This is a genomic window from Brevundimonas sp. EYE_349, from assembly GCF_023147505.1.
GTDB lineage: Bacteria > Pseudomonadota > Alphaproteobacteria > Caulobacterales > Caulobacteraceae > Brevundimonas.
Genome location: NZ_JAHXPB010000001.1, coordinates 702452 through 723105 on the forward strand (window position 1 = coordinate 702452; position 20654 = coordinate 723105).

The window sequence follows — 20654 nt, forward strand, 5'->3', positions numbered from 1 at the left end:
AATGTCTGCCGTGGATCAGCGAGGCGGTCGCCCGAAATCCACGCCGACGGTGACGCGCTGGCCCTCGACCGGGCGGCCGTTTTCGGTCGGCGGCTGGAAGCGGAAAAGGCCCGACACCTGCAGGCCCGCTGCGCCGAAGCCCAGGCCCGGCGGGGTTTCATCCACGACGCGACAATCGTCAAGCCGGCTGTCCAGCCGGATGAGGCACGACAATTCGGCCCGGCCATAGCGACTGCGCGCGGCCGGCGGGTGGTTAGCGCGGATCTGGCCCATCGTGGGGCCCGTCACCAGGCGCGGTCCGGTCGAGCCGCCGCCCAGACCGGACCCCGGCCCGACGCCTGAGCCGCTGCCCGCCCCCTGCCCGCCCTGGCCGAAGCCGGGATTGGGCGACGGCGCGGGCGCGACGCCGACGACGGGCGCAGGAACCGGCGCCTGTTTGGGCGGGGCCGGCAGTTCGGGCGGTCGCGGCTGTTTCGGCGGCGGGGGTGTGTGGATACGTGACGGGGCGGCGGGCGCGCCGCCGCCGGTCTGCGGCGCCGGCGGCTGTTCTGACACCGGCGGCGGCGGATCGTACAGAACCACCTCAAACGGCTGCGGCTCAGGGACGGCCGGAACCTGCGGCGCCCGGCCGTCGACCTGGCCCAGCAGCAGAAACAGCCCCGTTTCCGCCCCAGCCACGGCGCAGAAAACGGCGAAGGCGCGCCAGCGTTTGCGGGCGCGCCTCTTGTCGGGATTGGCGTCGTCGTCGTTCATCGGACGTCTAACGCCCGAGCCAGGCTTTGGTCACGCCAAGGCTTCGTCGATCGCCTTGGCGACGAACTCGATCGAGCCCATGCCGTCGGCCTCGGTCAGCTTGCCCTGCTTTTCATAATAGGGAAGCAGCGGGGCGGTGTTGCGGTTGTAGGCCTCCAGCCGCACCTTGAACGATTCGGGATTGTCGTCGGGCCGCCCCTGGTCGGCGAAGCGCTTGGCGATCCGTTCGGTCAGGGCGGCGTCGTCCACCTTCAGCCGCACCACGGCGTCGATCTGGGCGCCGCGCTTGGCCAACATGGCGTCCAACGCCTCGGCCTGGGCCACCGTGCGGGGAAAGCCGTCGAAGATGGCGCCCCCCGCGGCCTCGGCCTCGGGCAGGCGGTCCTCGATCAAGGCGATGACGATCTCGTCAGTGACAAGATCGCCGCGCGCCAGCACGTCCTTGACCTTCACGCCCAGTTCCGAGCCCGAGGCGATGGCCGCCCGGAGCATGTCGCCGGTGGAGAGCTGGACCATGCCCTTCTCTTCCACCAGCCGCTTGGCCTGGGTGCCCTTGCCCGCCGCCGGCGGTCCGAACAGGATCAAGTTCATGCTTCAGCCCTCCCCTGGGCGTCTGACAACCTAAGACTTAGCGGCGAACGGGCGTGGGAGCGCCGCGACCGCCACGACCACGCAACTTGGCCTTCTTGATCAGGCCTTCGTACTGGTGCGCCAGCAGTTGTGACTGAATCTGGGCCACAGTGTCCATCGTCACAGAGACCACGATCAAGATGGACGTTCCGCCAAAATACAGGCTGTTGCCGAATTGGCTGACGATGAATTCCGGCAGCAGGCAGACAGCGGTGATGTAGGCGGCGCCGATCACCGTCAGGCGGGTCAGCACATAGTCCAGATATTCCGCAGTACGTTTGCCCGGCCGGATACCCGGCAGGAAGCCGCCGTATTTCCGCAGGTTCTCAGCCGTGTCCTCCGGGTTGAAGGTGATGGAGGTGTAGAAGAAGCAGAAGAAGACGATAAGGGCGGCGTACAGCGCCATGAACAGCGGCTGGCCGTGCGTCAGCTGCGCCGTCACCAGCGGCAGCCAACTCATCCAGCTGGGCAGGTCGGCGTTGGCCGTCATGGTGGCCACCGTCGTCGGCAGCATCAGCAGCGACGAGGCGAAGATCGGCGGGATCACGCCGGCGGTGTTGACCTTCAGCGGCAGGAACGAACGCTCGCCTCCCGCCATGCGGTTGCCTTCCTGACGCTTCGGATACTGGATCAGAAGACGGCGCTGGGCGCGTTCCATGAAGACGATGAAGACCACGGTGGCCACGGCCAGAACGGCGATGAACAGCAGGGCGAAGGCCGACATCTGACCTTGTTGGGCCAGCCCCAGCAGGCGGGCGACAGTGGACGGCAGGACCGCCACGATGCCCGCGAAGATGATCAGCGAAATGCCGTTGCCGACGCCGCGCGCCGTCACCTGCTCACCCAGCCACATCAGGAACATGGTGCCGCCGGTCAGGGTCACGACCGTCGAGACGATGAAGAAGACGCCGGGATTGTCGACCAGACCGGCCGTGCTGTTCAGGCCGGCGGCGATGCCGAACGACTGCGCCAGCGCCAGGAACACCGTCAGATAGCGGGTGTACTGGTTCAGCTGCTTGCGGCCGCTTTCGCCGCCTTCCTTCTTCAGCTTCTCCCAGGGCGGATACACCGTGCCCATCAGCTGCACGATGATGGACGCCGAGATGTAGGGCATCACGTTCAGCGCGAAGATGGCCATACGCTCGACCGCGCCGCCCGAGAACATGTTGAACATGTCCAGGATGCCGCGCTGGCCCGAGGGGTCCTGGAAGAACTGCAGGAAGGCCTGCGAGTTGATGCCCGGGATCGGCACATAGGTGCCGATGCGATAGACCAGAAGCGCGCCCAGCGTGAACAGCAGGCGCTTGTGCAGCTCGGTCGCTTTCGCGAACGAGCCCATGTTCATATTGGCGGCGAGTTGTTCTGCGGCCGAAGCCATTATGCGTCCCCACGACTGATTGAGTCGTCAGATAGGCGAGAAGCGGCGCTCTTGCGAGGCCGCTTCCGTTCTTTCGTCGTCGCAGGTGTAATCAGGCCACGGCCTAATCGCCGCGACGACGCGTTGCTTAGGCCTTGGCGGCGGCGCGCTTGGCGCGGGCCGAGATCTTGTTCTCGTCGCCGCGCGGAGCCTTGGGCGCCGGGGCCTTGCCCTTGGCGGCGTTGCGCTTCTCGACGCGCGCGGCGGCCTTGGCTTCGGCTTCGATGCGTTGTTCGACGACCGAACCGCCCGCCGCTTCGATAGCTTGCTTGGCGCCCGACGTCGCCGACCATACGACGAGGTTCAGCGCTTGCTTCACTTCGCCGGTGCCCAGCAGGCGCACGCCGTCCTTGACGCGGCGGATCACGCCGGCGGCGACCAGGGCGTCGCCCTTGATTTCCGACTTGGCGTCCAGCTTGCCGGCGTCGATGGCGTCCTGCAGGCGCCACAGGTTCACTTCAGCCAGCTTCAGGGCGTTGGGATTGTTGAAGCCGCGCTTGGGCATACGCATGTACAGCGGCATCTGGCCGCCTTCGAAGCCCAGCAGGCTGACGCCCGTACGCGACTTCTGACCCTTGACGCCGCGACCGGCGGTCTTGCCCTTGCCCGAACCGGGGCCACGGCCGACACGCATGCGCTTCTTGTGCGCGCCTTCGTTGTCGCGGATTTCGTTCAGTTTCATGTGCCTGATCCTTTCGGGTTCTAGCGCCGGACACGACCTCGAGAATGAGGCGGCCAGACTCGGCTCGGAAAAAATGAAGGGCCGCTCATAGGCGACCCCCGAAACATAAGCAAGATGCGAAACGCCCTCCCCCGGTGTTCCGAGGGAGGGCGAAAGGCTTACTTCTCGACCACTTCCACCAGATGGTGGACCTTGGCGATCATGCCGCGAACCGAAGGGGTGTCCTCCAGGGTCGCTTCACGACCGATGCGGTTCAAGCCCAGGCCCACCAGGGTGGCGCGCTGGTCATTCTTGCGGCGGATCGGCGAAGCGATCTGCTTGATGGTGACGGTCTTGTTCTCGGCCATGACTTAGGACTCCACAGCTTCCGGCGTCGAGGCGCCGTCGTTGCGGCGGCCCATCAGGTCGGCGACCTTCTTGCCACGCTTCGAAGCGACCTGACGCGGCGACGACTGGACCTTCAGGGCCTCGAACGTCGCACGGATCATGTTGTAGGGGTTCGACGAGCCGGTCGACTTGCCCACGACGTCCTGGACGCCAAGGGTTTCGAGGACCGCACGCATCGGACCGCCGGCGATGACGCCGGTGCCGGGAGGGGCCGCGCGCATCATGATCTTGCCGGCGCCCCAACGGCCGTTGCCGTCGTGGTGCAGGGTGCGGTTCTCGCGCAGAGGAACGCGGATCATCGTCTTCTTGGCTTCTTCCGTCGCCTTGCGGATGGCTTCCGGCACTTCACGCGCCTTGCCGTGACCGAAGCCGACCCGGCCCTTGCCGTCGCCGACGACCATCAGGGCTGCGAAGCTGAAGCGACGGCCGCCCTTAACGGTGGCGGCGACGCGGTTGATGTGGACCAGCTTCTCGACGATGTCCGAATCCGGGCCATCGACAGCGGGAGCGTTGCGGTTGTCACGACGGTTGCGATCGTTGCCGCCGCCGCCGCGTTGGGGTTGTTGCGCCATCTGTCGCGTCCCTTAGAAGTTCAGGCCGGCTTCACGCGCGGCTTCCGCCAGCGCCTTCACCCGTCCGTGATAGATGTACTCGCCGCGGTCGAAGACGACGTCCTTGACGCCTTTCTCGATGGCGCGTTCGGCGATCAGCTTGCCGATCGCGGCGGCCGCGGCCGTGTCCGAACCCCGCTTGCCCTTGCCGCCCTCCAGCGACGAAGCGGCGGCGATCGTCACGCCCTGGGCGTCGTCGATGATCTGGGCCGAGATGTTCTTGTCCGAACGATAGACCGACAGACGCAGACGACCGTTGGCGACAGCCTTCAGGCGACGGCGAGTGCGCTCTGCGCGGCGCTTGGCTTGTTGTCGAAGAGAGAGAGCCATGACTTACTTCTTCTTGCCTTCCTTGCGACGCACGGTCTCGCCGGCGTAACGGACGCCCTTGCCCTTGTAGGGCTCCGGCGGACGCAGCTTGCGGATGACCGCGGCGACCTGACCCACGGCCTGCTTGTCCGAGCCCGAGATCTTGATCTCGGTCTGCTTGGGCACAGCGAAGCTGACGCCGGCCGGCGGATCGATATCGACTTCATGCGAGAAGCCGAGTTGCAGCGACAGGGCGTTGCCCTTCATCGCGGCGCGGTAACCCACGCCGACCAGTTCCAGCGACTTCTCGAAGCCCGAGGTGACGCCGGTGACCATGTTGTCGACCAGGGTCCGCGACAGACCCCACATCGCGCGGGCGCGAGGGGTGTCCGAACGCGGGGTCAGCGACAGTTCCTCGCCTTCCTGCTTGACTTCGATCTCGTCGGCGACGGTCCAGGCGCGTTCGCCCTTGGGACCCTTGACGGTGATGTTCTGGCCGTCGAGCGTGACAGTCACGCCCTTCGGCACGGCGATGGTTTTCTTGCCAATACGGGACATATCAGTAGACCCTGCAGAGGACTTCGCCGCCGACATTGGCGTCGCGAGCGGCGGCGTCGGACATGACGCCCTTCGAAGTCGAAAGGATCGAGATGCCGAGGCCGTTCTTGATCGGCTTCAGATCGCCGATCGCCGAATAGACGCGGCGGCCAGGCTTGGACACGCGCGCGATCTCGGCGATGACGGGTTGGCCGTCGAAGTACTTCAGCTCGATCTCGAACTGCGGAAACTCACCCGGGTTCTGAACCAGGTTGTAGCCGCGGATGTAGCCTTCGTCCTGCAGCACGTCCAGGACGCGCTGGCGAAGACGCGAAGCGGGGGTCAGCACCTTGGAACGCTTGCGGGTCGCCGCGTTCTTGATGCGAGCGATCATGTCGCTCAGGGGATCGTTGATCATCATGTCTGTTCGCTCCCCTTACCAGCTCGACTTCGTCAGGCCGGGAATCTGGCCCAGGTTGCCCAGTTCACGCAGCGCGATCCGGCTCATCTTGAGCTTGCGATAGAAAGCACGCGGGCGACCCGTCACTTCGCAGCGGTTGCGAATGCGGCTCGGCGCGGAGTTGCGCGGCAGGGCGGCCAGTTGCAGGCGCGCCTCGAAGCGCTCCTCCAGCGGCAGGTTTTCGTCGTTGGCGGTCGCCTTCAGGGCGGCGCGCTTTGCGGCATACTTCGCAACCAGGGCCTTGACGGCTTCGTTGCGGTTTACGGCGCTCTTCTTAGCCATTGTTCTCTTCCCTTCCCGCTCAGTTCTTCACGAACGGGAACTTGAACTCGGTGAGGAGAGCCTTGGCTTCCTCATCGGTCTTGGCCGTGGTGCAGACGACAATGTCCATGCCCCACATCTGATCGATCTGGTCGTAGTTGATCTCGGGGAACACGATGTGTTCCTTCAGGCCGGTGGCGTAGTTGCCGCGACCGTCGAAGGACGTGCCCTTCAGACCACGGAAGTCCTTCACGCGCGGCAGGGCGATCGTGATGAACCGGTCCAGGAACTCGTACATCTGGTCGCCGCGCAGCGTGACCTTGCCGCCGATGACCATGCCTTCACGCAGCTTGAAGCCGGCGATGGAGTTGCGGGCCTTGGTGGCGACGGCCTTCTGGCCGGCGATGGCCGTCAGGTCCTTGAGGGCGGTGTTCACCTTCTTGGAGTCCGCGACGGCTTCGCCGATGCCCATGTTCAGGACGATCTTGTCCAGCTTGGGCACCTGCATTTCGTTCGTATAGCCGAACTTGTCCTTCATCACCTGGCGGATGCGCGAGTGATATTCGCCTTTAAGGCGCGGAGCGTACTTTTCGGTCGCCATCAGATGACGTCTCCCGTCGTCTTGGCGATGCGGACCTTGGTGTCCCCATCGATCTTGAAGCCGACGCGGGTCGCCTTGCCGTTGGCGTCGGCGATCGCGACGTTCGACAGGTGAAGCGAGGCTTCCTTGTTCTTGATGCCGCCTTGCGGGTCAGCCTGGCTCGGGCGCGTGTGGCGCTGAACCATGTTGACGCCTTCGACGACGACGCGGTTTTCGGAAGGCAGGACCTTCAGCACATTGCCCGTGCGGCCCTTGTCCTTGCCGGTGAGGACGACGACGCGGTCGCCCTTCTTGATCTTGGCGGCCATGTTACAGGACCTCCGGAGCCAGCGAGATGATCTTCATGTGGTTCTTGGCGCGCAGTTCGCGGGGAACCGGGCCGAAGATCCGCGTGCCAACCGGCTCGTTCGCCTTGTTGACGATGACGGCGGCCGACTTGTCGAAGCGGATGACCGAGCCGTCCTTGCGTTGGATGTCCTTGGCGGTGCGCACGACGATGGCGCGAACGACGTCGCCCTTCTTCACGCGACCACGCGGGATGGCTTCCTTCACGGAGGCGACGATGGTGTCGCCGATCGAGGCGTAGCGGCGCTTGGAGCCGCCCAACACCTTGATGCACATGACCCGGCGGGCGCCCGAATTGTCGGCCACTTCCAGGTTAGTTTGCATCTGGATCATAAGATCAGATCCTTCTGATTACGAGGCCGAGGCCGGGGAGATGACTTCCCAGCGCTTCAGCTTGGACTTCGGGGCGCACTCGACGATGCGAGCGATGTCGCCGACCTTGAGCGCGTTGGCTTCGTCGTGCGCGTGGTACTTCTTGGAGGACCGGACGGTCTTCTTCAGAAGCGGGTGGAGCAGCGTGCGCTCCACCTTCACGACGACGGTCTTTTCGCCCTTGTCGGACACGACCACGCCTTCGAGAATTCGCTTGGGCATATTCGTTTCCTTACGAGGCCGCACGCTTCTCGCGCAGAAGCGTCGAGATGCGAGCGATGTCTTTGCGCACTTCACCCACGCGGTGGGTCTTTTCCATTTGGCCGGTGGCCGCCTGGAAGCGCAGGTTGAACTGTTCCTTCTTGAGCTTCAGCAGCTCGTCGGCCAGTTGGTCGGTCGTTTGCGACCGCAGATCGGCGATCTTGGTCATTAGGCGGCTACCTCGACATGAGCGACGCCGGCGTCGATGCGGGTCACCACCTTGGTGCGGACCGGCAGCTTGGCTGCGCCGAGACGGAGCGCTTCGCGGGCGACATCGTCCGGAACGCCGTCGATTTCAAACAGGATGCGGCCAGGGTGGCAGCGCGCGGCCCAATGGTCCACGGCGCCCTTGCCCTTACCCATCCGGACTTCGGCCGGCTTGCCCGTGACGGGCAGGTCGGGGAAGACGCGGATCCAGACGCGGCCTTGGCGCTTCATCTGGCGCGTGATCGCGCGGCGAGCCGCTTCGATCTGACGCGCGGTGATGCGTTCCGGCTCCAGCGTCTTCAGGCCGTACGACCCGAAGTTCAGCGAGAAGCCGCCCTTGGCCGAGCCGTGGATGCGGCCCTTGAAGGCCTTGCGGTACTTGGTCTTCTTCGGTTGCAACATGACTTAGTTCTCACGTCCCCGGTCGCGACGCGGACCGCGGTCGCCACGGGGGCCGCCGCGTTCGCGGCCTTCGTTCGAGGACGGACCCGAAGCTTCCTGGGCCCAACGCTTGTCCTGCGCCATGGGATCGTGCTCCAGCACTTCACCCTTAAAGACCCAGACCTTCACGCCGATGATGCCGTAGGTCGTCTTGGCTTCGTAGAAGCCGTAGTCGATGTCGGCGCGCAGGGTGTGAAGCGGCACACGGCCTTCGCGGTACCATTCCATACGCGCGATTTCCGCGCCGCCCAGACGACCCGAGACATTCATACGAATGCCCTTGGCGCCCAGACGCATGGCCGACTGCATCGAACGCTTCATGGCGCGACGGAAGGCCACGCGGCGTTCCAGCTGCTGCGCGATGTTCTCGGCGATCAGCTGTGCATCGGTTTCCGGCTTGCGGACTTCGATGATGTTCAGGTGAACTTCACCCTCGGTGCGCGCCGAGATGTCCTTGCGGAGCTTCTCGATGTCGGCGCCCTTCTTGCCGATCACGACGCCAGGACGGGCGGCGTAGATGGTGATGCGGCACTTCTTGTGCGGGCGCTCGATGATGATGCGCGACACGCCGGCGGCGGCCAGACGTTCCTTCAGCCACTCGCGCAGCTTCAGGTCCTGGTGCAGCAGGCGGGAATAGTCGGCGCCGGCGGCGAACCAACGGCTGTCCCACGTGCGGTTCACGCCGAGGCGCAGACCGACCGGATTGATTTTCTGTCCCATCAGGCGGCCTCGCCGGCTTCACGGACCACGATGGTGATCTCGCTGAACGGTTTCAGGATGCGCGACGAACGACCGCGAGCACGGCTCGCGAAACGCTTCATCACCAGGTTCTTGCCCACGAAAGCCTCGGCGACGACCAGGTTGTCGATGTCGAGGTTGTGGTTGTTCTCGGCGTTGGAGACGGCCGAATACAGGACCTTGCGGACGTCGCCGGCGATGCGCTTACGGCTGAACTCCAGCTCGTTCAGCGCCTTCTGAACCGGCATGCCGCGGATCGAAGCGGCCACCAGGTTCAGCTTTTGCGGGCTGATGCGCACGTTGACCAGCTTGGCGCGGGCCTCGGTCGGGGCGACCCGACGCTCGTTTTTTGTCTGGGCCATCGGTTACTTCCTTTTGGCCTTCTTGTCCGCCGCGTGCCCCGGGAAGTTCCGGGTCGGGGCGAACTCGCCGAGCTTCATGCCGACCATCTCTTCCGAGACCGACACGGGCACGTGCTTCTGACCGTTATGGACGCCGAACGTCAGACCGACGAACTGCGGCAGGATGGTGGAGCGGCGCGACCAGGTCTTGATCACGTCCTTGCGGCCCGACGATTGAACGGCGTCGGCCTTCTTGAGCAGATACCCGTCGACAAACGGGCCTTTCCAGGAGGAGCGGGCCATTCTTAGCGAGCCTTCTTAACGTGGCGGGTACGGATGATGTACTTGTCCGTAGCCTTGTTCTTGCGGGTACGAGTGCCCTTGGTGTCCTTACCCCACGGCGTGACGGGGGTGCGACCACCAGAGGTCCGGCCTTCACCACCACCATGCGGGTGGTCGATCGGGTTCATGGCGACGCCGCGAACGTGCGGACGCCAGCCCATGTGACGCTTGCGACCGGCCTTGCCCAGGTTCTGGTTCATGTGGTCGGGGTTCGAAACCGCGCCCACCGTGGCGATGCAGCCGTCCAGGACCATGCGCAGCTCGCCCGAGCCGAGACGGATCTGGGCGTAGCCCTGATCGCGACCCACCAGCTGGGCGTAGGCGCCGGCCGAACGGGCCAGTTGAGCGCCCTTGCCCGGCTTCATTTCGATGTTGTGGATGATCGTACCCACCGGCATCGAACGCAGCGGCATGGCGTTGCCAGGCTTCACGTCGGTCTTTTCGCCCGCGATGATCGTGTCGCCCGCCTTAAGGCGTTGCGGCGCGATGATGTAGGTCTTCTCGCCATCGGCATAGGTGACCAGCGCGATGAAGGCCGTGCGGTTCGGGTCGTATTCCAGACGCTCGACCGTGCCGACCATGTCCCACTTGCGACGCTTGAAGTCGATCTTGCGGTACAGGGTCTTGGCGCCGCCGCCACGGAAGCGGACCGCGATGCGACCGCCCTGCCCGCGTCCGCCCGACTTGGTCAGGCCTTCGGTCAGCGACTTTTCCGGACGGCCCTTGTGGAGTTCCGAACGGTCGACCAGCACGAGGGCGCGACGGCCCGGCGAAGTCGGATTGTAGGTTTTCAAGGCCATCTGATCAGAGCCCCGTGGTGACGTCGATCGACTGGCCGTCGGCCAGCGTCACGATCGCTTTTTTGATGTCGACGCGACGACCCAGGATGCCCCGGAAGCGCTTGGTCTTGCCCTTTTGGACCAGGGTGTTGACCTTGACGACGTTGACTTTGAACAGGCTTTCGACCGCGGCTGCGATCTCGTCCTTGGACGCCGTGTCGGCGACGCGGAAGACGACCTTGTTCTGCTCGGACAGGATCGTGGCCTTTTCGGTGATCACCGGGGCCAGGATGGTGTCGTAGTGCTTGGCGGTAGGTTGAGCGGCCATTACGCGGCTTCCTTATCGCTGAAGCGGGCTTCGATCGCCTCGATGGCGGCCTTGGTCAGCACCAGCTTGTCCGCGCGCAGGATGTCATAGACGTTCAGGCCGGCGTTCGGCAGCACGTCGATGTGCGGGATGTTGCGTGCGGCCAGGCCGAAGTTCGTGTCGACTTCGGGACCCGCGATGATGAGAGCCTTGGTCCAGCCCAGCTTGCCGAACGTCTCGCGCAGGGCGGCCGTCTTGGCCTCCTTGACCGAGACGGTGTCGACGACGATCAGGTCGCCGGACTTGGCCTTGGAGGACAGGGCGTGACGCAGAGCGAGCGCGCGGATCTTCTTCGGCAGCGAGAAGCCGTGGTCGCGAACGACCGGACCGAAGGCGCGCGAGCCGCCGACGAACTGCGGGGCACGGCGCGAACCGTGACGAGCGCCGCCGGTGCCCTTCTGCTTGTACATCTTCTTGCCCGTGCGAGAGTTCTCGTTACGGGTTTGAACCTTGTGCGTGCCGGCGCGGCGCTTGGCCAGCTGCCAGTTGACGGTGCGAGCCAGGATGTCGCCGCGGATGGCGTCGATGCCGAAGACGGCGTCCGACAGCTCCACGTCGCCAGCAGCCTTGCCGTCGAGTTGGATGACAGAGAGTTTCATTACGCTTCACCGCCTTCGGTCGCTTCGACAGGGGCTTCTTCAGCCGGCGTCGAGGCGGGTTGAGCAGCAGACTTGCTCGACTTAAGCGCGCCAGGGAACGGAGCGTCAGCCGGACGAGCCTTCTTGATGGCGTCGCGAACCTTGACGTAGCTGCCGTCGTGACCCGGGACGGCGCCCTTGATCAGGATCAGACCACGCTCGGCGTCCACGCGGACGACGGTCAGGTTCTGGGTGGTGACGGTTTCCGTGCCGTAATGGCCGGCCATCTTCTTGCCGGGGAACGTGCGACCCGGGTCCTGACGGTTACCCGTCGAACCGTGCGAACGGTGCGAGACCGAGACGCCGTGGGTGGCGCGAAGGCCGCCGAAGTTCCAGCGCTTCATGGCGCCGGCGAAACCCTTACCGATGGTCTCGCCCTGGATGTCCACCTTCTGGCCGACCAGGAAGTGTTCGGCCGACAGTTCGGCGCCCACGTCCAGCAGACCGTCCGCATCGACGCGGAACTCGGTGACATAGGCCTTGGGCTCGACTTCCGCCTTGGCGAAGGTCTCGCGTTGAGCCTTGTTGGTGTTCTTGGCCTTCTTCGTGCCAGCGCCCAGCTGGAGAGCGACGTAGCCGTCACGCTCCTGGGTACGTTGGCCGACGACTTGGCAGCCGTCGAGCTGCAGCACAGTGACCGGTACGTGCGCGCCGTCATCGGCGAACACGCGGGTCATGCCCAGCTTCTTGGCGATCACGCCCGTGCGCATCGGATCCCGCCTCTTTCTACTTTAAATCTTGATCTCGACGTCCACGCCGGCGGACAGGTCGAGCTTCATGAGCGCGTCCACGGTCTGCGGGGTGGGGTCGACGATGTCGAGCACGCGCTTGTGCGTGCGGATTTCAAACTGCTCACGCGACTTCTTATCGACGTGCGGAGAGCGGTTCACGGTGAACTTTTCGATCAGGGTCGGCAGCGGAATCGGACCGCGAACGGTCGCGCCGGTGCGCTTGGCTGTATTGACGATCTCGCGCGTCGAGAAATCGAGGACGCGATGATCAAAGGCCTTGAGCCTGATGCGGATGCTTTGATCCATATCGGTGCTTACTTCCAATGCGGTCGGAGGACCGCGTCCCTGTGAACCATTTCAAAGACCGAAGGCCTTCGGGCACGAGGCCCTCAGGATACGCAAATCCGCAAAAACGATCGGCCCACGCAGTTCCCCGCGAAGGCCGCTGAAGTCCCAAGAAGCTGCAAAGAACAGTGACTTAGGTCGTTCTTGCGAACCGCGTCTGCACCGAAGTGCACAGCCGGTCCAACAAGAGTGGTGGCTTATGCCTACCGATTCCGATTTCGTCAAGCGGCGAAACCAAGGCGCAGACAGGATTCTGTTGTCACTCGGCCCTGTCGTGCCCCACCCCGGATGCGCGCGGTCCGGCCGGCGGATTCCACGACATATATATGTGTAGATCATCGGGCCAACGTCATGGGCCAAAGAACGCCGGCCGGCGTTCGAACAAGGGAACGGTCGAGGCGCCTGCAGACCAATGGCGAGCGTGAGGGCATGCTTTAGCCGTTCCGGGTTCACGTTAACCACCTGCCACCGCTTCTCCGTGTTGCCGACACATTCCTGCCGCACACCGTGACAGTCGCGCAACAATTTGGCGACAGAGACTTATCGAACAGCGGTTTGATGCTGCACCTCGGCCTTATGCTGATAGCAGGCGCCCCTCCCTGGACCCCCATCCGGGCAAGACTGCTAAGGACAAGACAAAATGAAGACGATCCTCCTCGCGTCGGCCGCCGCCGCCACCCTGTTCGCCGCTCCGGCCTTCGCCCAAGATGCCATCGGTTCGGTCGGCCTGGGCTACACCCACACCGACACCGAGGGCTTCAAGACCGACGGCGCGACCCTGGACGGCGTGACCGCCATGAAGGTCGCCCCGGAATGGACCGTGACCCTGAACGGTTCGGTCGCCTACTCCGACAGCGACCTGGGCGACGACACCGTCGGCGCAGCCGCCGCTCACCTGACCAAGACGTTTGGTTCGGATCTGCGCGCCGGCGCCTTCGCGGGCGTTTCGGACCTGGGCGGCGAGAACTACTTCTCGGTCGGCGGCGAAGTGCAGAAATATCTGGCCTCCGCCACCCTGACCGGCGTTGTCGCCTACACCGATCTGGACGGGGCTGACGCCTGGACCTTCGGCGGCGACTACGCCTACTACGTCAACCCGTCGCTGCGCCTGAACGCCGGCGTGTCGTACAACAACATCGACACCGACGTGGCCGGCAAGGTCGACGCCTGGGCTTACGGCGTCGGCGCCGAGTACCAGCTGGACAACAGCCCGATCAGCCTGTTCGGCTCGTGGCAGCGCGTTTCGCTGAACGATGTGGACGTCGATGCCGACAACTTCGTCATCGGCGCACGCTACAACTTCGGCGGCGCGCTGCAGACGCTGGACCGCGCCGGCGCCAACCTGGGCCGCACCCTGGCGGGCCTGCCGGGCATCCGCGGCTTCTGATCGAGCCGCTGGCGAGAGCCGGAAGACAAAGAGGCCCCGGCGGAGCGATCCGCCGGGGCCTTTTCTATGGGCGAAAGGAAAAGGCCCCCGGGGTTCCACGACCGGGGGCCTTGCCTTTAAAGCGATGAGGCGGACCTCAGCGCCCGATCTGCAGCGTGCCCGATCCGACCACGGTGCGCGACACCGCGCCGGTGGCGGAGGCGACGCGGACATTGCCAGATCCGGCGATGGCCACGCTCAGGTCGCGGGTCGCGCCGCCGTAGCGCACGTCGCCCGATCCGCCGATGGCCACCGACAGCTTGTCCATCCGCCCCTGGCGAACATTGATCCCGCCCGATCCGCCAATGGACAGGTCGCCGTCGCCCCCGGCGCTGGCCACCTCGACATTGCCCGATCCGCCCACGGCCGCCTTCAGGTCGCCGGTGGGGCCGGCGTAGATGCTGCCCGACCCGCCCACATTGGCTTCCAGCGCGCGCGAAGAGCCGGCTCGGATCGAGCCGGAGCCGCCGACGCCCAGCGACACCCGCCCGTCGACATTGGCCACGTTCCACGCCCCGCAGCCGCCGCTGTTCAGCTCGACAGAGCGCGCGCCGCGTCCGACCGAGCCGAAAACAGCCCCGCCGGCGCTGACATCCACGTCGCGCGGCGTGCGGATCACGATCATCGGCGCGTCCTCCAGGCGCACGCGGCCCAGGTTGCCGACCTCGACGGTCGCGCCACGGCCCGGCTGGCTGGCGTCGGCCCGGCTGGTGTTGCAGCCGCCAATGCGATTTCCGCCATTGGCCCAGAAGCCTCCGTTACGGCCCAGGCCGCCATCGATGCGGACCCCGCCGCCTTCGCGGCGCACCTGCACGGCCGGCAGCCCCGAGGCGCCCTGCGTCACCTCGACCCCCACATCCTGGCGATCCTCCACGATCACGACGACCCGCGCCACGAGGTTGCGAATCTGGACCTCTGCGGCCGATGCGGGGGCGGCGGCCAGCCCCGTCAGGGCGGCGGCGGCGGCGGCGGCGGCGATCAATGCGGTCTTCATTCGGCTGTTCCCTTCCCGTCTATGCAGGGGAAGGTGCACGCCGCGCGCCGCCAAGTCATTTTAACTTCAGGTCATGAACGCGATTTAACCCGCGGGCCTCAGCGTCCCCGCGCCGTCCGCGGCCCCGACCTCGGGTTCGAAATCACGCTCGAAATGGGCGATTCGGCTCTTCATCGCGCCGGCCTTCTTCAACGCCAGGGATGCGGCCCAGCGCGCGGCCAGTTCCGGCGTGGCCATCTCGTCCGTCTGGCGCGGCCGACCGCCCCGGCTGCGGATCACGGCATTGGTGAACAGCGCCCCATTTCGGAACCGCGACGGCCAGGTCTGAAAATCCATCGACAGGCTGACGCAGAACCGATCCAGATTCTCCACCCGGTGCGGCGCATACAGGGGCCAGGTCAGCGCCCGTCCCGGCTCCAGATCCATGATTTGGGCGTCGTCCTCGAACGCCAGCGTATAGGGCAGTTCCTCAGTCGTCTGGCGCGTCACCACCTGTTCCATGTTGCGCTCTGGCAGGTGACGTTCGTCGCCCGGATAGACGAACAGCCGCTTGCGCCCGCGCAGGTGAAACAGCACCACCCCCGCCGCATCGAAATGATACGGAACCCGCGCCTTGGGCGACGACAGGATCAACTGCCCCGCGTTCCGCACCGCTCGCATTCCCGGATAGGTCGCCTGGATGGCCGCAAAATCCTTCATCGCCGCCGCCCATAGTTCAGGCCAGCCACGTTCGACCTCGCGCAGATTGACCCACAGTCGGCCCTGTTTGATCGCCTCCAGCAGGTCTTTCCCCGACAGACGCCCGCGCGCCCCGGTGCGCAGCGACACCTGTCCCTCATCGTCGTAGTCGTACAGATTGATGTCGAACAGGTCGGCCGGATACCGGTCCAGCACCGCCGCCAGGGCCGCGTCCTCGGCGAAGCCCTGCGCCACCAAGGTGTGCGGATGATCTCTGGCCTCGACGATCGGGCCGGGATAGCGGGTGCGGCGTGTGGTCATGACAGCCTCTCCTTCACGCATGGGCGACGCGCGCCGGCGTCTTCTTGCGGGCGGCCAGTTTCTGCGCCATCGCGCGAGCGGCCGCAGCCGTGCCTTTCAGCCGTCCGGCCGACGTCGGCTCGCACGCCTCGATCGTGGCCCAGCGGCGGCGCAAGGAGGTTCGCACCTTCTCGCCCTTGTCCCCCGCCTTCGCCAGCGCGCCCACGGCCATGTCGCCCAGCGCCTGGCTCAGCCCCGGCTTCAGCACCACGGCCTCGCGCACCGTCTGGCGGGCGTTGACGAAATACTTCTTGTAGGGCTCGCCCTCGAACCCGAAGTCAAACACCCGGAACTCCTCCGCTGAGGCCAGCCGCATCGTGTCCATGCTCAGCAGGATGCCCGGCGAACACCGCGCCAGCCCCGGCTCATAGACCGGGAACCAGAAATGGTAGTGCCGCCCGGCATGGAGCGAAAACTCGACCGCCACCAGCTTGTCGCCCGCGTGCATCGCCGCCATCGAGGCGCCGAAGTCCTCGCGCCGCTCGGCCATCAGGGCGTGCAGCAGGTCCCGCGTCCAACCGCACGCGAAGATGTCGTGCAGGCCCGAGCGCCGATACTGCGCCGCCTTCAGGTCGATCAGTTGGTTCAACAGCGCGGGGTCGCGCAAGCCTCTCTCGACCCGGACCGGCCCCAGCTCGGCCTCCAGGCTGCGACGCGCCCGCTCCTTGTCCTTGAAGTATTTGCCATACGTCGTGCGCCGCTCGGCGTACCAGGCGTCATAGCCGTCTTCCGGCATGGCGGCCTGCACCGTCTGGCGCGTCTGGCCCGCCTCGCCCGCGCCGATCCAGCCCGGCACGTTCAGCCTGCGCGCCTTCAACAGCCGCGCGACATCCTCCAGCGTGATCGTCTCGCCCGCCGGCGCGATCACCCCGTGATAGTCGTTCATCGGCGCGCCCAGCGGCTGCAACGCCCCGCCGCGCCGCTGATGCGGGAAGAAGCCCACGATCCGGCCGTCGCGGCGGAACACCGCGATGGCCGCGCCGGGGCAGACGCGGCTGGCGATCTGGGCATAGTCCCAGCGGAAATAGGGGCTGGCCAGATCCGGGTTCTCGGCTGTCCAGGCGCGCCACAGGGCGACAGCGGCGCCATCCAGCGCTTCGGCCTCCACAATCTCGACCTGCAGGTTTCCGCTCATGCTCATCCTTCGTCGGGCCGTGCGCCGCAAGGTCCGTTTCTCAGCCTACCCTTGCACGGCGCGCGTTTCAGCAGGGTTGATCGGCATGGTGAACAAGCGTTGACGGAGCCGTCGCCCTCCCCGTGCGTTTCCTGACCTCCAAGGAGATGACCATGACCGACAGCCGCCCCGACGACCGCAAGGTCGAGAACGAAAACCTTCGTCCCGACAAGCCCGGCGAGCCCCCGCGGCCGGCGACCGAACCGCAGGGGTCGAAAGGCTCGTCCAACTCCGGCGAGACCGAAACCGATCCCGCCACGGGCAAGCCGAACTGAACACGCCCCTCTCCGACCGCCTGCCGAAAGCCATTCGATGAACCGTCCCGCCTACCTCGCCGCCTTCGCCGTCTTGTCGCTCGCCGCCTGTTCGCCCCAGCAGGAGGCCAAGGCCCCCGCCGCCCAGGTCGGACAGACCGGCCCCCTGTCGCGGGACGCGATCGAAAACGCCGCCTACGCCCCTCCGGCCCAACCGACGCCCCAGCAAGGAAGCGCCCAGCCCCCCGCCCAAACTCAGGCCCAGCCCGATCCCGCCCTGATCCGCGCCCAGGTTCTTCTTGAACGGGCGCGCTTCTCGCCCGGCGCCATCGACGGCCTGGCCGGCTCCAACATGAAACAGGCCATCTCCGCCTTCCAAAAGGCGCAGGGCCTGCCGGTCAACGGCCAGTTGGACGCCGAGGTCATGGGCCGCCTGCGCGCGGTCGGCGCCGGCGCGATCACAACCACCTACCAGATCACCCAGCAGGACATCGCCGGCCCCTATCTCGGCGCCGTGCCGACCGATCTGGCGGCTCAAGGCCAGGCGGAGCACATGGGCTACGCCAACATCGTGGAGGCGCTGGCCGAGCGGTTCCACGTCACCGAGGCCCTGCTGCGCGCCATGAACCCCGGCGCGGACTTCAATCGCGTCGGTCAGTCGCTTCTGGTCCCCGCCGTCAATCACACGCCTCTGCCGGCCGATGTCGATCATATCGACGTCGACAAGTCCGAAGGGTCGGTCCGCGCCTTCGACGCCGACGGCAAGCTGATCGCCTACTTCCCCGCGACCATCGGCAGCGGCGACAACCCCACTCCGACCGGCACGGTCAAGGTCAATGGCGTGGCTCGCAATCCCGACTATACCTACGACCCATCCAAGCTCAGCTACGGCGACGGCAAGGAGAAGGTGGTGGTCAAGCCGGGCCCCAACAATCCGGTCGGCGTCGTCTGGATCGACCTGAACAAGCCCAGCTACGGCATCCACGGCACGCCAGACCCGGAACTGGTGGGCAAGACCGCCTCTCACGGCTGCGTCCGCCTGACCAACTGGGACGCCTGGACCCTGGCCGACAAGGTCAAGCCCGGCGTGACCGTGCGCTTTATCTAGGCGTCAGTGGACCGCGCCGAACGACGTCCCGTCCCAGAAGGCGCAGTGGTGACGTTCGAAGAAGTCGTGGTCCATCCGGTCGCTTTCGGGCGCGAACACCCGCACCGGCCCCGCCCCCTCGACGCGGGGCCATTCGGCGCCAAAGCCCGGCGCGCCGAACGCCGCCCAAAGGCGCTGCATCCGGTCCGACAGCGCCTTCTGCTGCGGGGTGAACCGCTTCACATCCGCGAAGACCCAGCTGGTCCCGAAGACATAGGCCAACTCGCTGGCGTGATAGGCGCCCAGGTCCAGCCCCACGATCCAGGCCGGCAGAATGAACGGCGCCTGGCGATCCGCGAACTCATAGCCCCAGACCGGCACATGGGCCGACAACACGCGCCGCAGGGCTTGGGACGGACAGGCGAACCTCTGGTCGGTGAAGTTCGCAGCGATGGCGTAGGCGGGCCCGTCCTCTCCGACAGGATAGCGCTCCAGCACCCGCGGGCCCTCGTCGCCATACATCCACATCGTCTCCTTCCTATACCGATCCATCGTCTTGACCTCGTTGGCGAACAGCCGGCCTTCGTCCAGATTGGCGCCGACCAGCACCGGGACCTGGGTGAACCGCCCCTCGCGCAGCGCGTCCGCCGGGCTTTCCGGCACGGTCGCGTCCGTATGCACCGGCCCCCACGACCCCGGCCCGTTGATCCCCGCCCTCAGCGACGCCGCCCGCGACAGCCGCCACGCCGGAAGAGCCTTCAAACAGGCGATCTGATCCCCTTCGTCGCACCCCAGCCGTTCGGCGAACATCGGCCCCGACTGGGCGGCGTCCTGCGCGCTGATCAGGGATGACGGCTCCAGACAGCCGCCGCTCTGCATGATGACCCGCTGATACAGCCCCTCCGACCCCGGCGACGCCATCAGATAACAGGCCGTCCAGGCCCCCGCGCTCTCCGCGAACAGGGTGACATTGGCGGGATCGCCGCCGAAGGCCGCGATATTGCGATTCACCCATTTCAGCGCCGCCTGCTGGTCCATCAGGCCGAAATTGCCGCCGAAACCCTCGCCGGTCGCCTCAAACCCCGGATGGGCCAGCCAGCCCAGGGCGCCCAGCCGATAGTTCATCGTCACCACCACCCGCCCCTGATCGCGGGCCAGCTTCGAAGGGTCGTAGTTGGCGCCTGCCCCCACGGTGAAGGCGCCGCCGGGGATATAGACCATCACCGGTCGGGCCTCTTCCGGCTGACCGGCCGGTGCGTAGATATTCAGATAAAGACAATCCTCGGACCCGACCACGATCCCTCCGCCACCGCCCAGAATGGCGCGCCGCCCGATGGCCTGGGTGCAGTCCGACCCGATCCGCGTCGCATCGCGCACGCCGGCCCATGGCTGGACAGGCTGCGGCGCGCGCCAGCGTCCGTCGCCCACCGGCGGCGCGGCGAACGGCACGCCCAGGAACGCCCGCGTTCCATCCCCCTCGACCCCGCGCACCGCCCCGTCCTCCGTCGACGCCAGCACCGTCTTCCCATCGCTGGCGAACCGGACATGATCGACTTTGCCCGGATGGGTGGCGCAGGCGGTCAGCGCGATCAGGCACGCAAGCAGGGGTATCAGGCGCATCGGGAACCTTGGCTGTTCGGCAGTCCACCCGAACGCCTGAACACGCAACCCGTTGCGGACCGGCGCTATGTCTCGCCGCAAAGCAAAAGCGGCCCCCGGATCGCTCCGGGGGCCGCTCTGTACGCTACTCGGTCAGCCGGTGGGCTGGGTCGTGTCGTCGATTACTCGACGATCTTGGCCACGACGCCGGCGCCGACGGTGCGGCCGCCTTCACGGATGGCGAAGCGCAGGCCCTGGTCCATCGCGATCGGCGTGATCAGCTCGACGCTCAGCTCGGCGTTGTCGCCGGGCATGATCATCTCGACGCCTTCCTTCAGGTGCACGATGCCGGTCACGTCCGTCGTGCGGAAGTAGAACTGCGGACGATAGTTGGTGAAGAACGGCGTGTGGCGGCCGCCTTCTTCCTTCGTCAGGATGTAGGCTTCGGCCTGGAACTTGGTGTGCGGGGTGATCGAACCCGGCTTGCACAGAACCTGACCGCGCTCGACGTCTTCGCGCTTGGTGCC

At 66.0% G+C, this 20654-nt stretch carries 31 protein-coding genes and 1 pseudogene; 3 read left to right on the forward strand and 29 right to left on the reverse strand.

The genetic code is table 11. The features are described 5' to 3' along the window. Positions 1-15: 15 nt before the first annotated feature. From KZX42_RS03700 to rpsJ, 24 genes are all read right to left on the reverse strand, one after another. Entirely contained in the window at positions 16-753 is a 738-nt protein-coding gene (locus KZX42_RS03700) for an energy transducer TonB (protein ID WP_248117187.1), read from the reverse strand. Positions 754-783: 30 nt separating this feature from the next. Then, complete coding sequence (locus KZX42_RS03705) at positions 784-1344, reverse strand: adenylate kinase (RefSeq protein ID WP_248117188.1); 561 nt, start codon at positions 1342-1344, stop codon at positions 784-786. A gap of 37 nt (positions 1345-1381) precedes the next feature. Next, entirely contained in the window at positions 1382-2761 is a 1380-nt protein-coding gene (gene secY / locus KZX42_RS03710) for a preprotein translocase subunit SecY (protein WP_248117189.1), read from the reverse strand. Between the two features lie 127 nt (positions 2762-2888). Next, positions 2889-3482: a 50S ribosomal protein L15 gene (gene rplO / locus KZX42_RS03715; RefSeq protein ID WP_248117190.1), complete on the reverse strand. Its 594-nt coding sequence runs from the start codon at positions 3480-3482 to the stop codon at positions 2889-2891. A gap of 158 nt (positions 3483-3640) precedes the next feature. Continuing rightward, complete coding sequence (gene rpmD, locus KZX42_RS03720) at positions 3641-3829, reverse strand: 50S ribosomal protein L30 (RefSeq protein WP_248117192.1); 189 nt, start codon at positions 3827-3829, stop codon at positions 3641-3643. 3 nt (positions 3830-3832) lie between these two features. Further along, positions 3833-4441: a 30S ribosomal protein S5 gene (rpsE, locus tag KZX42_RS03725; RefSeq protein WP_248117194.1), complete on the reverse strand. Its 609-nt coding sequence runs from the start codon at positions 4439-4441 to the stop codon at positions 3833-3835. A gap of 12 nt (positions 4442-4453) precedes the next feature. Beyond that, a complete protein-coding gene (gene rplR, locus KZX42_RS03730; protein ID WP_248117196.1) occupies positions 4454-4810 on the reverse strand; it encodes a 50S ribosomal protein L18 in 357 nt (118 codons plus the stop codon). A gap of 3 nt (positions 4811-4813) precedes the next feature. Next, a complete protein-coding gene (gene rplF, locus KZX42_RS03735) occupies positions 4814-5347 on the reverse strand; it encodes a 50S ribosomal protein L6 (RefSeq protein WP_248117198.1) in 534 nt (177 codons plus the stop codon). Position 5348: 1 nt separating this feature from the next. Next, positions 5349-5747, reverse strand: coding sequence for a 30S ribosomal protein S8 (gene rpsH, locus KZX42_RS03740; protein WP_219895805.1), 399 nt, complete (start codon positions 5745-5747; stop codon positions 5349-5351). Positions 5748-5762: 15 nt separating this feature from the next. Continuing rightward, positions 5763-6068: a 30S ribosomal protein S14 gene (gene rpsN, locus KZX42_RS03745; protein WP_017506048.1), complete on the reverse strand. Its 306-nt coding sequence runs from the start codon at positions 6066-6068 to the stop codon at positions 5763-5765. A gap of 19 nt (positions 6069-6087) precedes the next feature. After that, on the reverse strand, positions 6088-6648 hold the full coding sequence (gene rplE / locus KZX42_RS03750) for a 50S ribosomal protein L5 (protein WP_248117200.1): 561 nt from the start codon (positions 6646-6648) through the stop codon (positions 6088-6090). Next, positions 6648-6956 (reverse strand): 50S ribosomal protein L24, encoded by a 309-nt coding sequence (gene rplX / locus KZX42_RS03755; RefSeq protein ID WP_087119312.1) that lies wholly within the window; start codon positions 6954-6956, stop codon positions 6648-6650. Before rplX ends, rplE begins: the two co-directional genes overlap by 1 nt. A gap of 1 nt (position 6957) precedes the next feature. Beyond that, positions 6958-7326 (reverse strand): 50S ribosomal protein L14, encoded by a 369-nt coding sequence (rplN, locus tag KZX42_RS03760; protein WP_248117202.1) that lies wholly within the window; start codon positions 7324-7326, stop codon positions 6958-6960. Between the two features lie 18 nt (positions 7327-7344). Further along, entirely contained in the window at positions 7345-7587 is a 243-nt protein-coding gene (gene rpsQ / locus KZX42_RS03765) for a 30S ribosomal protein S17 (RefSeq protein ID WP_087119313.1), read from the reverse strand. A gap of 10 nt (positions 7588-7597) precedes the next feature. Next, positions 7598-7795 carry a 50S ribosomal protein L29 gene (rpmC, locus tag KZX42_RS03770; RefSeq protein ID WP_054765463.1) on the reverse strand — a complete coding sequence of 66 codons (198 nt, stop codon included), beginning with the start codon at positions 7793-7795 and terminating at the stop codon, positions 7598-7600. Beyond that, on the reverse strand, positions 7795-8235 hold the full coding sequence (gene rplP / locus KZX42_RS03775; protein ID WP_087119314.1) for a 50S ribosomal protein L16: 441 nt from the start codon (positions 8233-8235) through the stop codon (positions 7795-7797). Before rplP ends, rpmC begins: the two co-directional genes overlap by 1 nt. 3 nt (positions 8236-8238) lie before the next feature. Beyond that, positions 8239-8994 (reverse strand): 30S ribosomal protein S3, encoded by a 756-nt coding sequence (gene rpsC / locus KZX42_RS03780; RefSeq protein WP_248117204.1) that lies wholly within the window; start codon positions 8992-8994, stop codon positions 8239-8241. Next, positions 8994-9374 (reverse strand): 50S ribosomal protein L22, encoded by a 381-nt coding sequence (gene rplV, locus KZX42_RS03785; RefSeq protein ID WP_248117206.1) that lies wholly within the window; start codon positions 9372-9374, stop codon positions 8994-8996. The genes rpsC and rplV overlap by 1 nt, the downstream gene beginning before the upstream one ends. A 3-nt stretch (positions 9375-9377) precedes the next feature. Then, positions 9378-9656, reverse strand: coding sequence for a 30S ribosomal protein S19 (rpsS, locus tag KZX42_RS03790; protein ID WP_017506055.1), 279 nt, complete (start codon positions 9654-9656; stop codon positions 9378-9380). Between the two features lie 2 nt (positions 9657-9658). Next, positions 9659-10495: a 50S ribosomal protein L2 gene (gene rplB, locus KZX42_RS03795; protein ID WP_248117208.1), complete on the reverse strand. Its 837-nt coding sequence runs from the start codon at positions 10493-10495 to the stop codon at positions 9659-9661. A 4-nt stretch (positions 10496-10499) separates the two neighbouring features. Further along, entirely contained in the window at positions 10500-10802 is a 303-nt protein-coding gene (locus KZX42_RS03800; RefSeq protein WP_017506057.1) for a 50S ribosomal protein L23, read from the reverse strand. Continuing rightward, the gene (gene rplD, locus KZX42_RS03805) at positions 10802-11440 is read right to left on the reverse strand and encodes a 50S ribosomal protein L4 (protein ID WP_248117210.1); all 639 of its coding nucleotides are present in this window, start codon (positions 11438-11440) and stop codon (positions 10802-10804) included. Before rplD ends, KZX42_RS03800 begins: the two co-directional genes overlap by 1 nt. Then, a complete protein-coding gene (rplC, locus tag KZX42_RS03810; RefSeq protein ID WP_055753390.1) occupies positions 11440-12189 on the reverse strand; it encodes a 50S ribosomal protein L3 in 750 nt (249 codons plus the stop codon). Before rplC ends, rplD begins: the two co-directional genes overlap by 1 nt. 21 nt (positions 12190-12210) lie before the next feature. Then, a complete protein-coding gene (gene rpsJ / locus KZX42_RS03815; RefSeq protein ID WP_003164367.1) occupies positions 12211-12516 on the reverse strand; it encodes a 30S ribosomal protein S10 in 306 nt (101 codons plus the stop codon). A 679-nt stretch (positions 12517-13195) separates the two neighbouring features. Here rpsJ and KZX42_RS03820 point away from each other — a divergent pair. Beyond that, positions 13196-13942, forward strand: a complete 747-nt coding sequence (locus KZX42_RS03820; protein WP_248117212.1) for an outer membrane beta-barrel protein — start codon at positions 13196-13198, stop codon at positions 13940-13942. A 136-nt stretch (positions 13943-14078) separates the two neighbouring features. Here KZX42_RS03820 and KZX42_RS03825 read toward each other — a convergent pair whose 3' ends face one another. From KZX42_RS03825 to KZX42_RS03835, 3 genes are all read right to left on the reverse strand, one after another. Beyond that, positions 14079-14975 (reverse strand): DUF2807 domain-containing protein, encoded by an 897-nt coding sequence (locus tag KZX42_RS03825; protein ID WP_248117214.1) that lies wholly within the window; start codon positions 14973-14975, stop codon positions 14079-14081. An 84-nt stretch (positions 14976-15059) separates the two neighbouring features. Further along, positions 15060-15974, reverse strand: coding sequence for a cupin-like domain-containing protein (locus KZX42_RS03830; protein WP_248117216.1), 915 nt, complete (start codon positions 15972-15974; stop codon positions 15060-15062). Between the two features lie 13 nt (positions 15975-15987). Further along, positions 15988-17148, reverse strand: a complete 1161-nt coding sequence (locus KZX42_RS03835) for a GNAT family N-acetyltransferase (protein ID WP_248117218.1) — start codon at positions 17146-17148, stop codon at positions 15988-15990. A gap of 152 nt (positions 17149-17300) precedes the next feature. On the opposite strand from KZX42_RS03835, the gene KZX42_RS03840 reads away from it, so the two are divergent. After that, positions 17301-17462: a hypothetical protein gene (locus KZX42_RS03840; protein ID WP_248117220.1), complete on the forward strand. Its 162-nt coding sequence runs from the start codon at positions 17301-17303 to the stop codon at positions 17460-17462. A gap of 37 nt (positions 17463-17499) precedes the next feature. Then, the gene (locus KZX42_RS03845) at positions 17500-18549 is read left to right on the forward strand and encodes a L,D-transpeptidase family protein (RefSeq protein ID WP_248117222.1); all 1050 of its coding nucleotides are present in this window, start codon (positions 17500-17502) and stop codon (positions 18547-18549) included. A 3-nt stretch (positions 18550-18552) separates the two neighbouring features. On the opposite strand, the gene KZX42_RS03850 is transcribed toward KZX42_RS03845, so the two are convergent. Together KZX42_RS03850 and tuf are read right to left on the reverse strand one after the other, a co-directional pair. Next, the gene (locus tag KZX42_RS03850; protein WP_248117224.1) at positions 18553-20148 is read right to left on the reverse strand and encodes a carboxylesterase family protein; all 1596 of its coding nucleotides are present in this window, start codon (positions 20146-20148) and stop codon (positions 18553-18555) included. Between the two features lie 161 nt (positions 20149-20309). Next, positions 20310-20654 (reverse strand): annotated as a pseudogene (gene tuf, locus KZX42_RS03855) (elongation factor Tu); the annotation flags it as partial.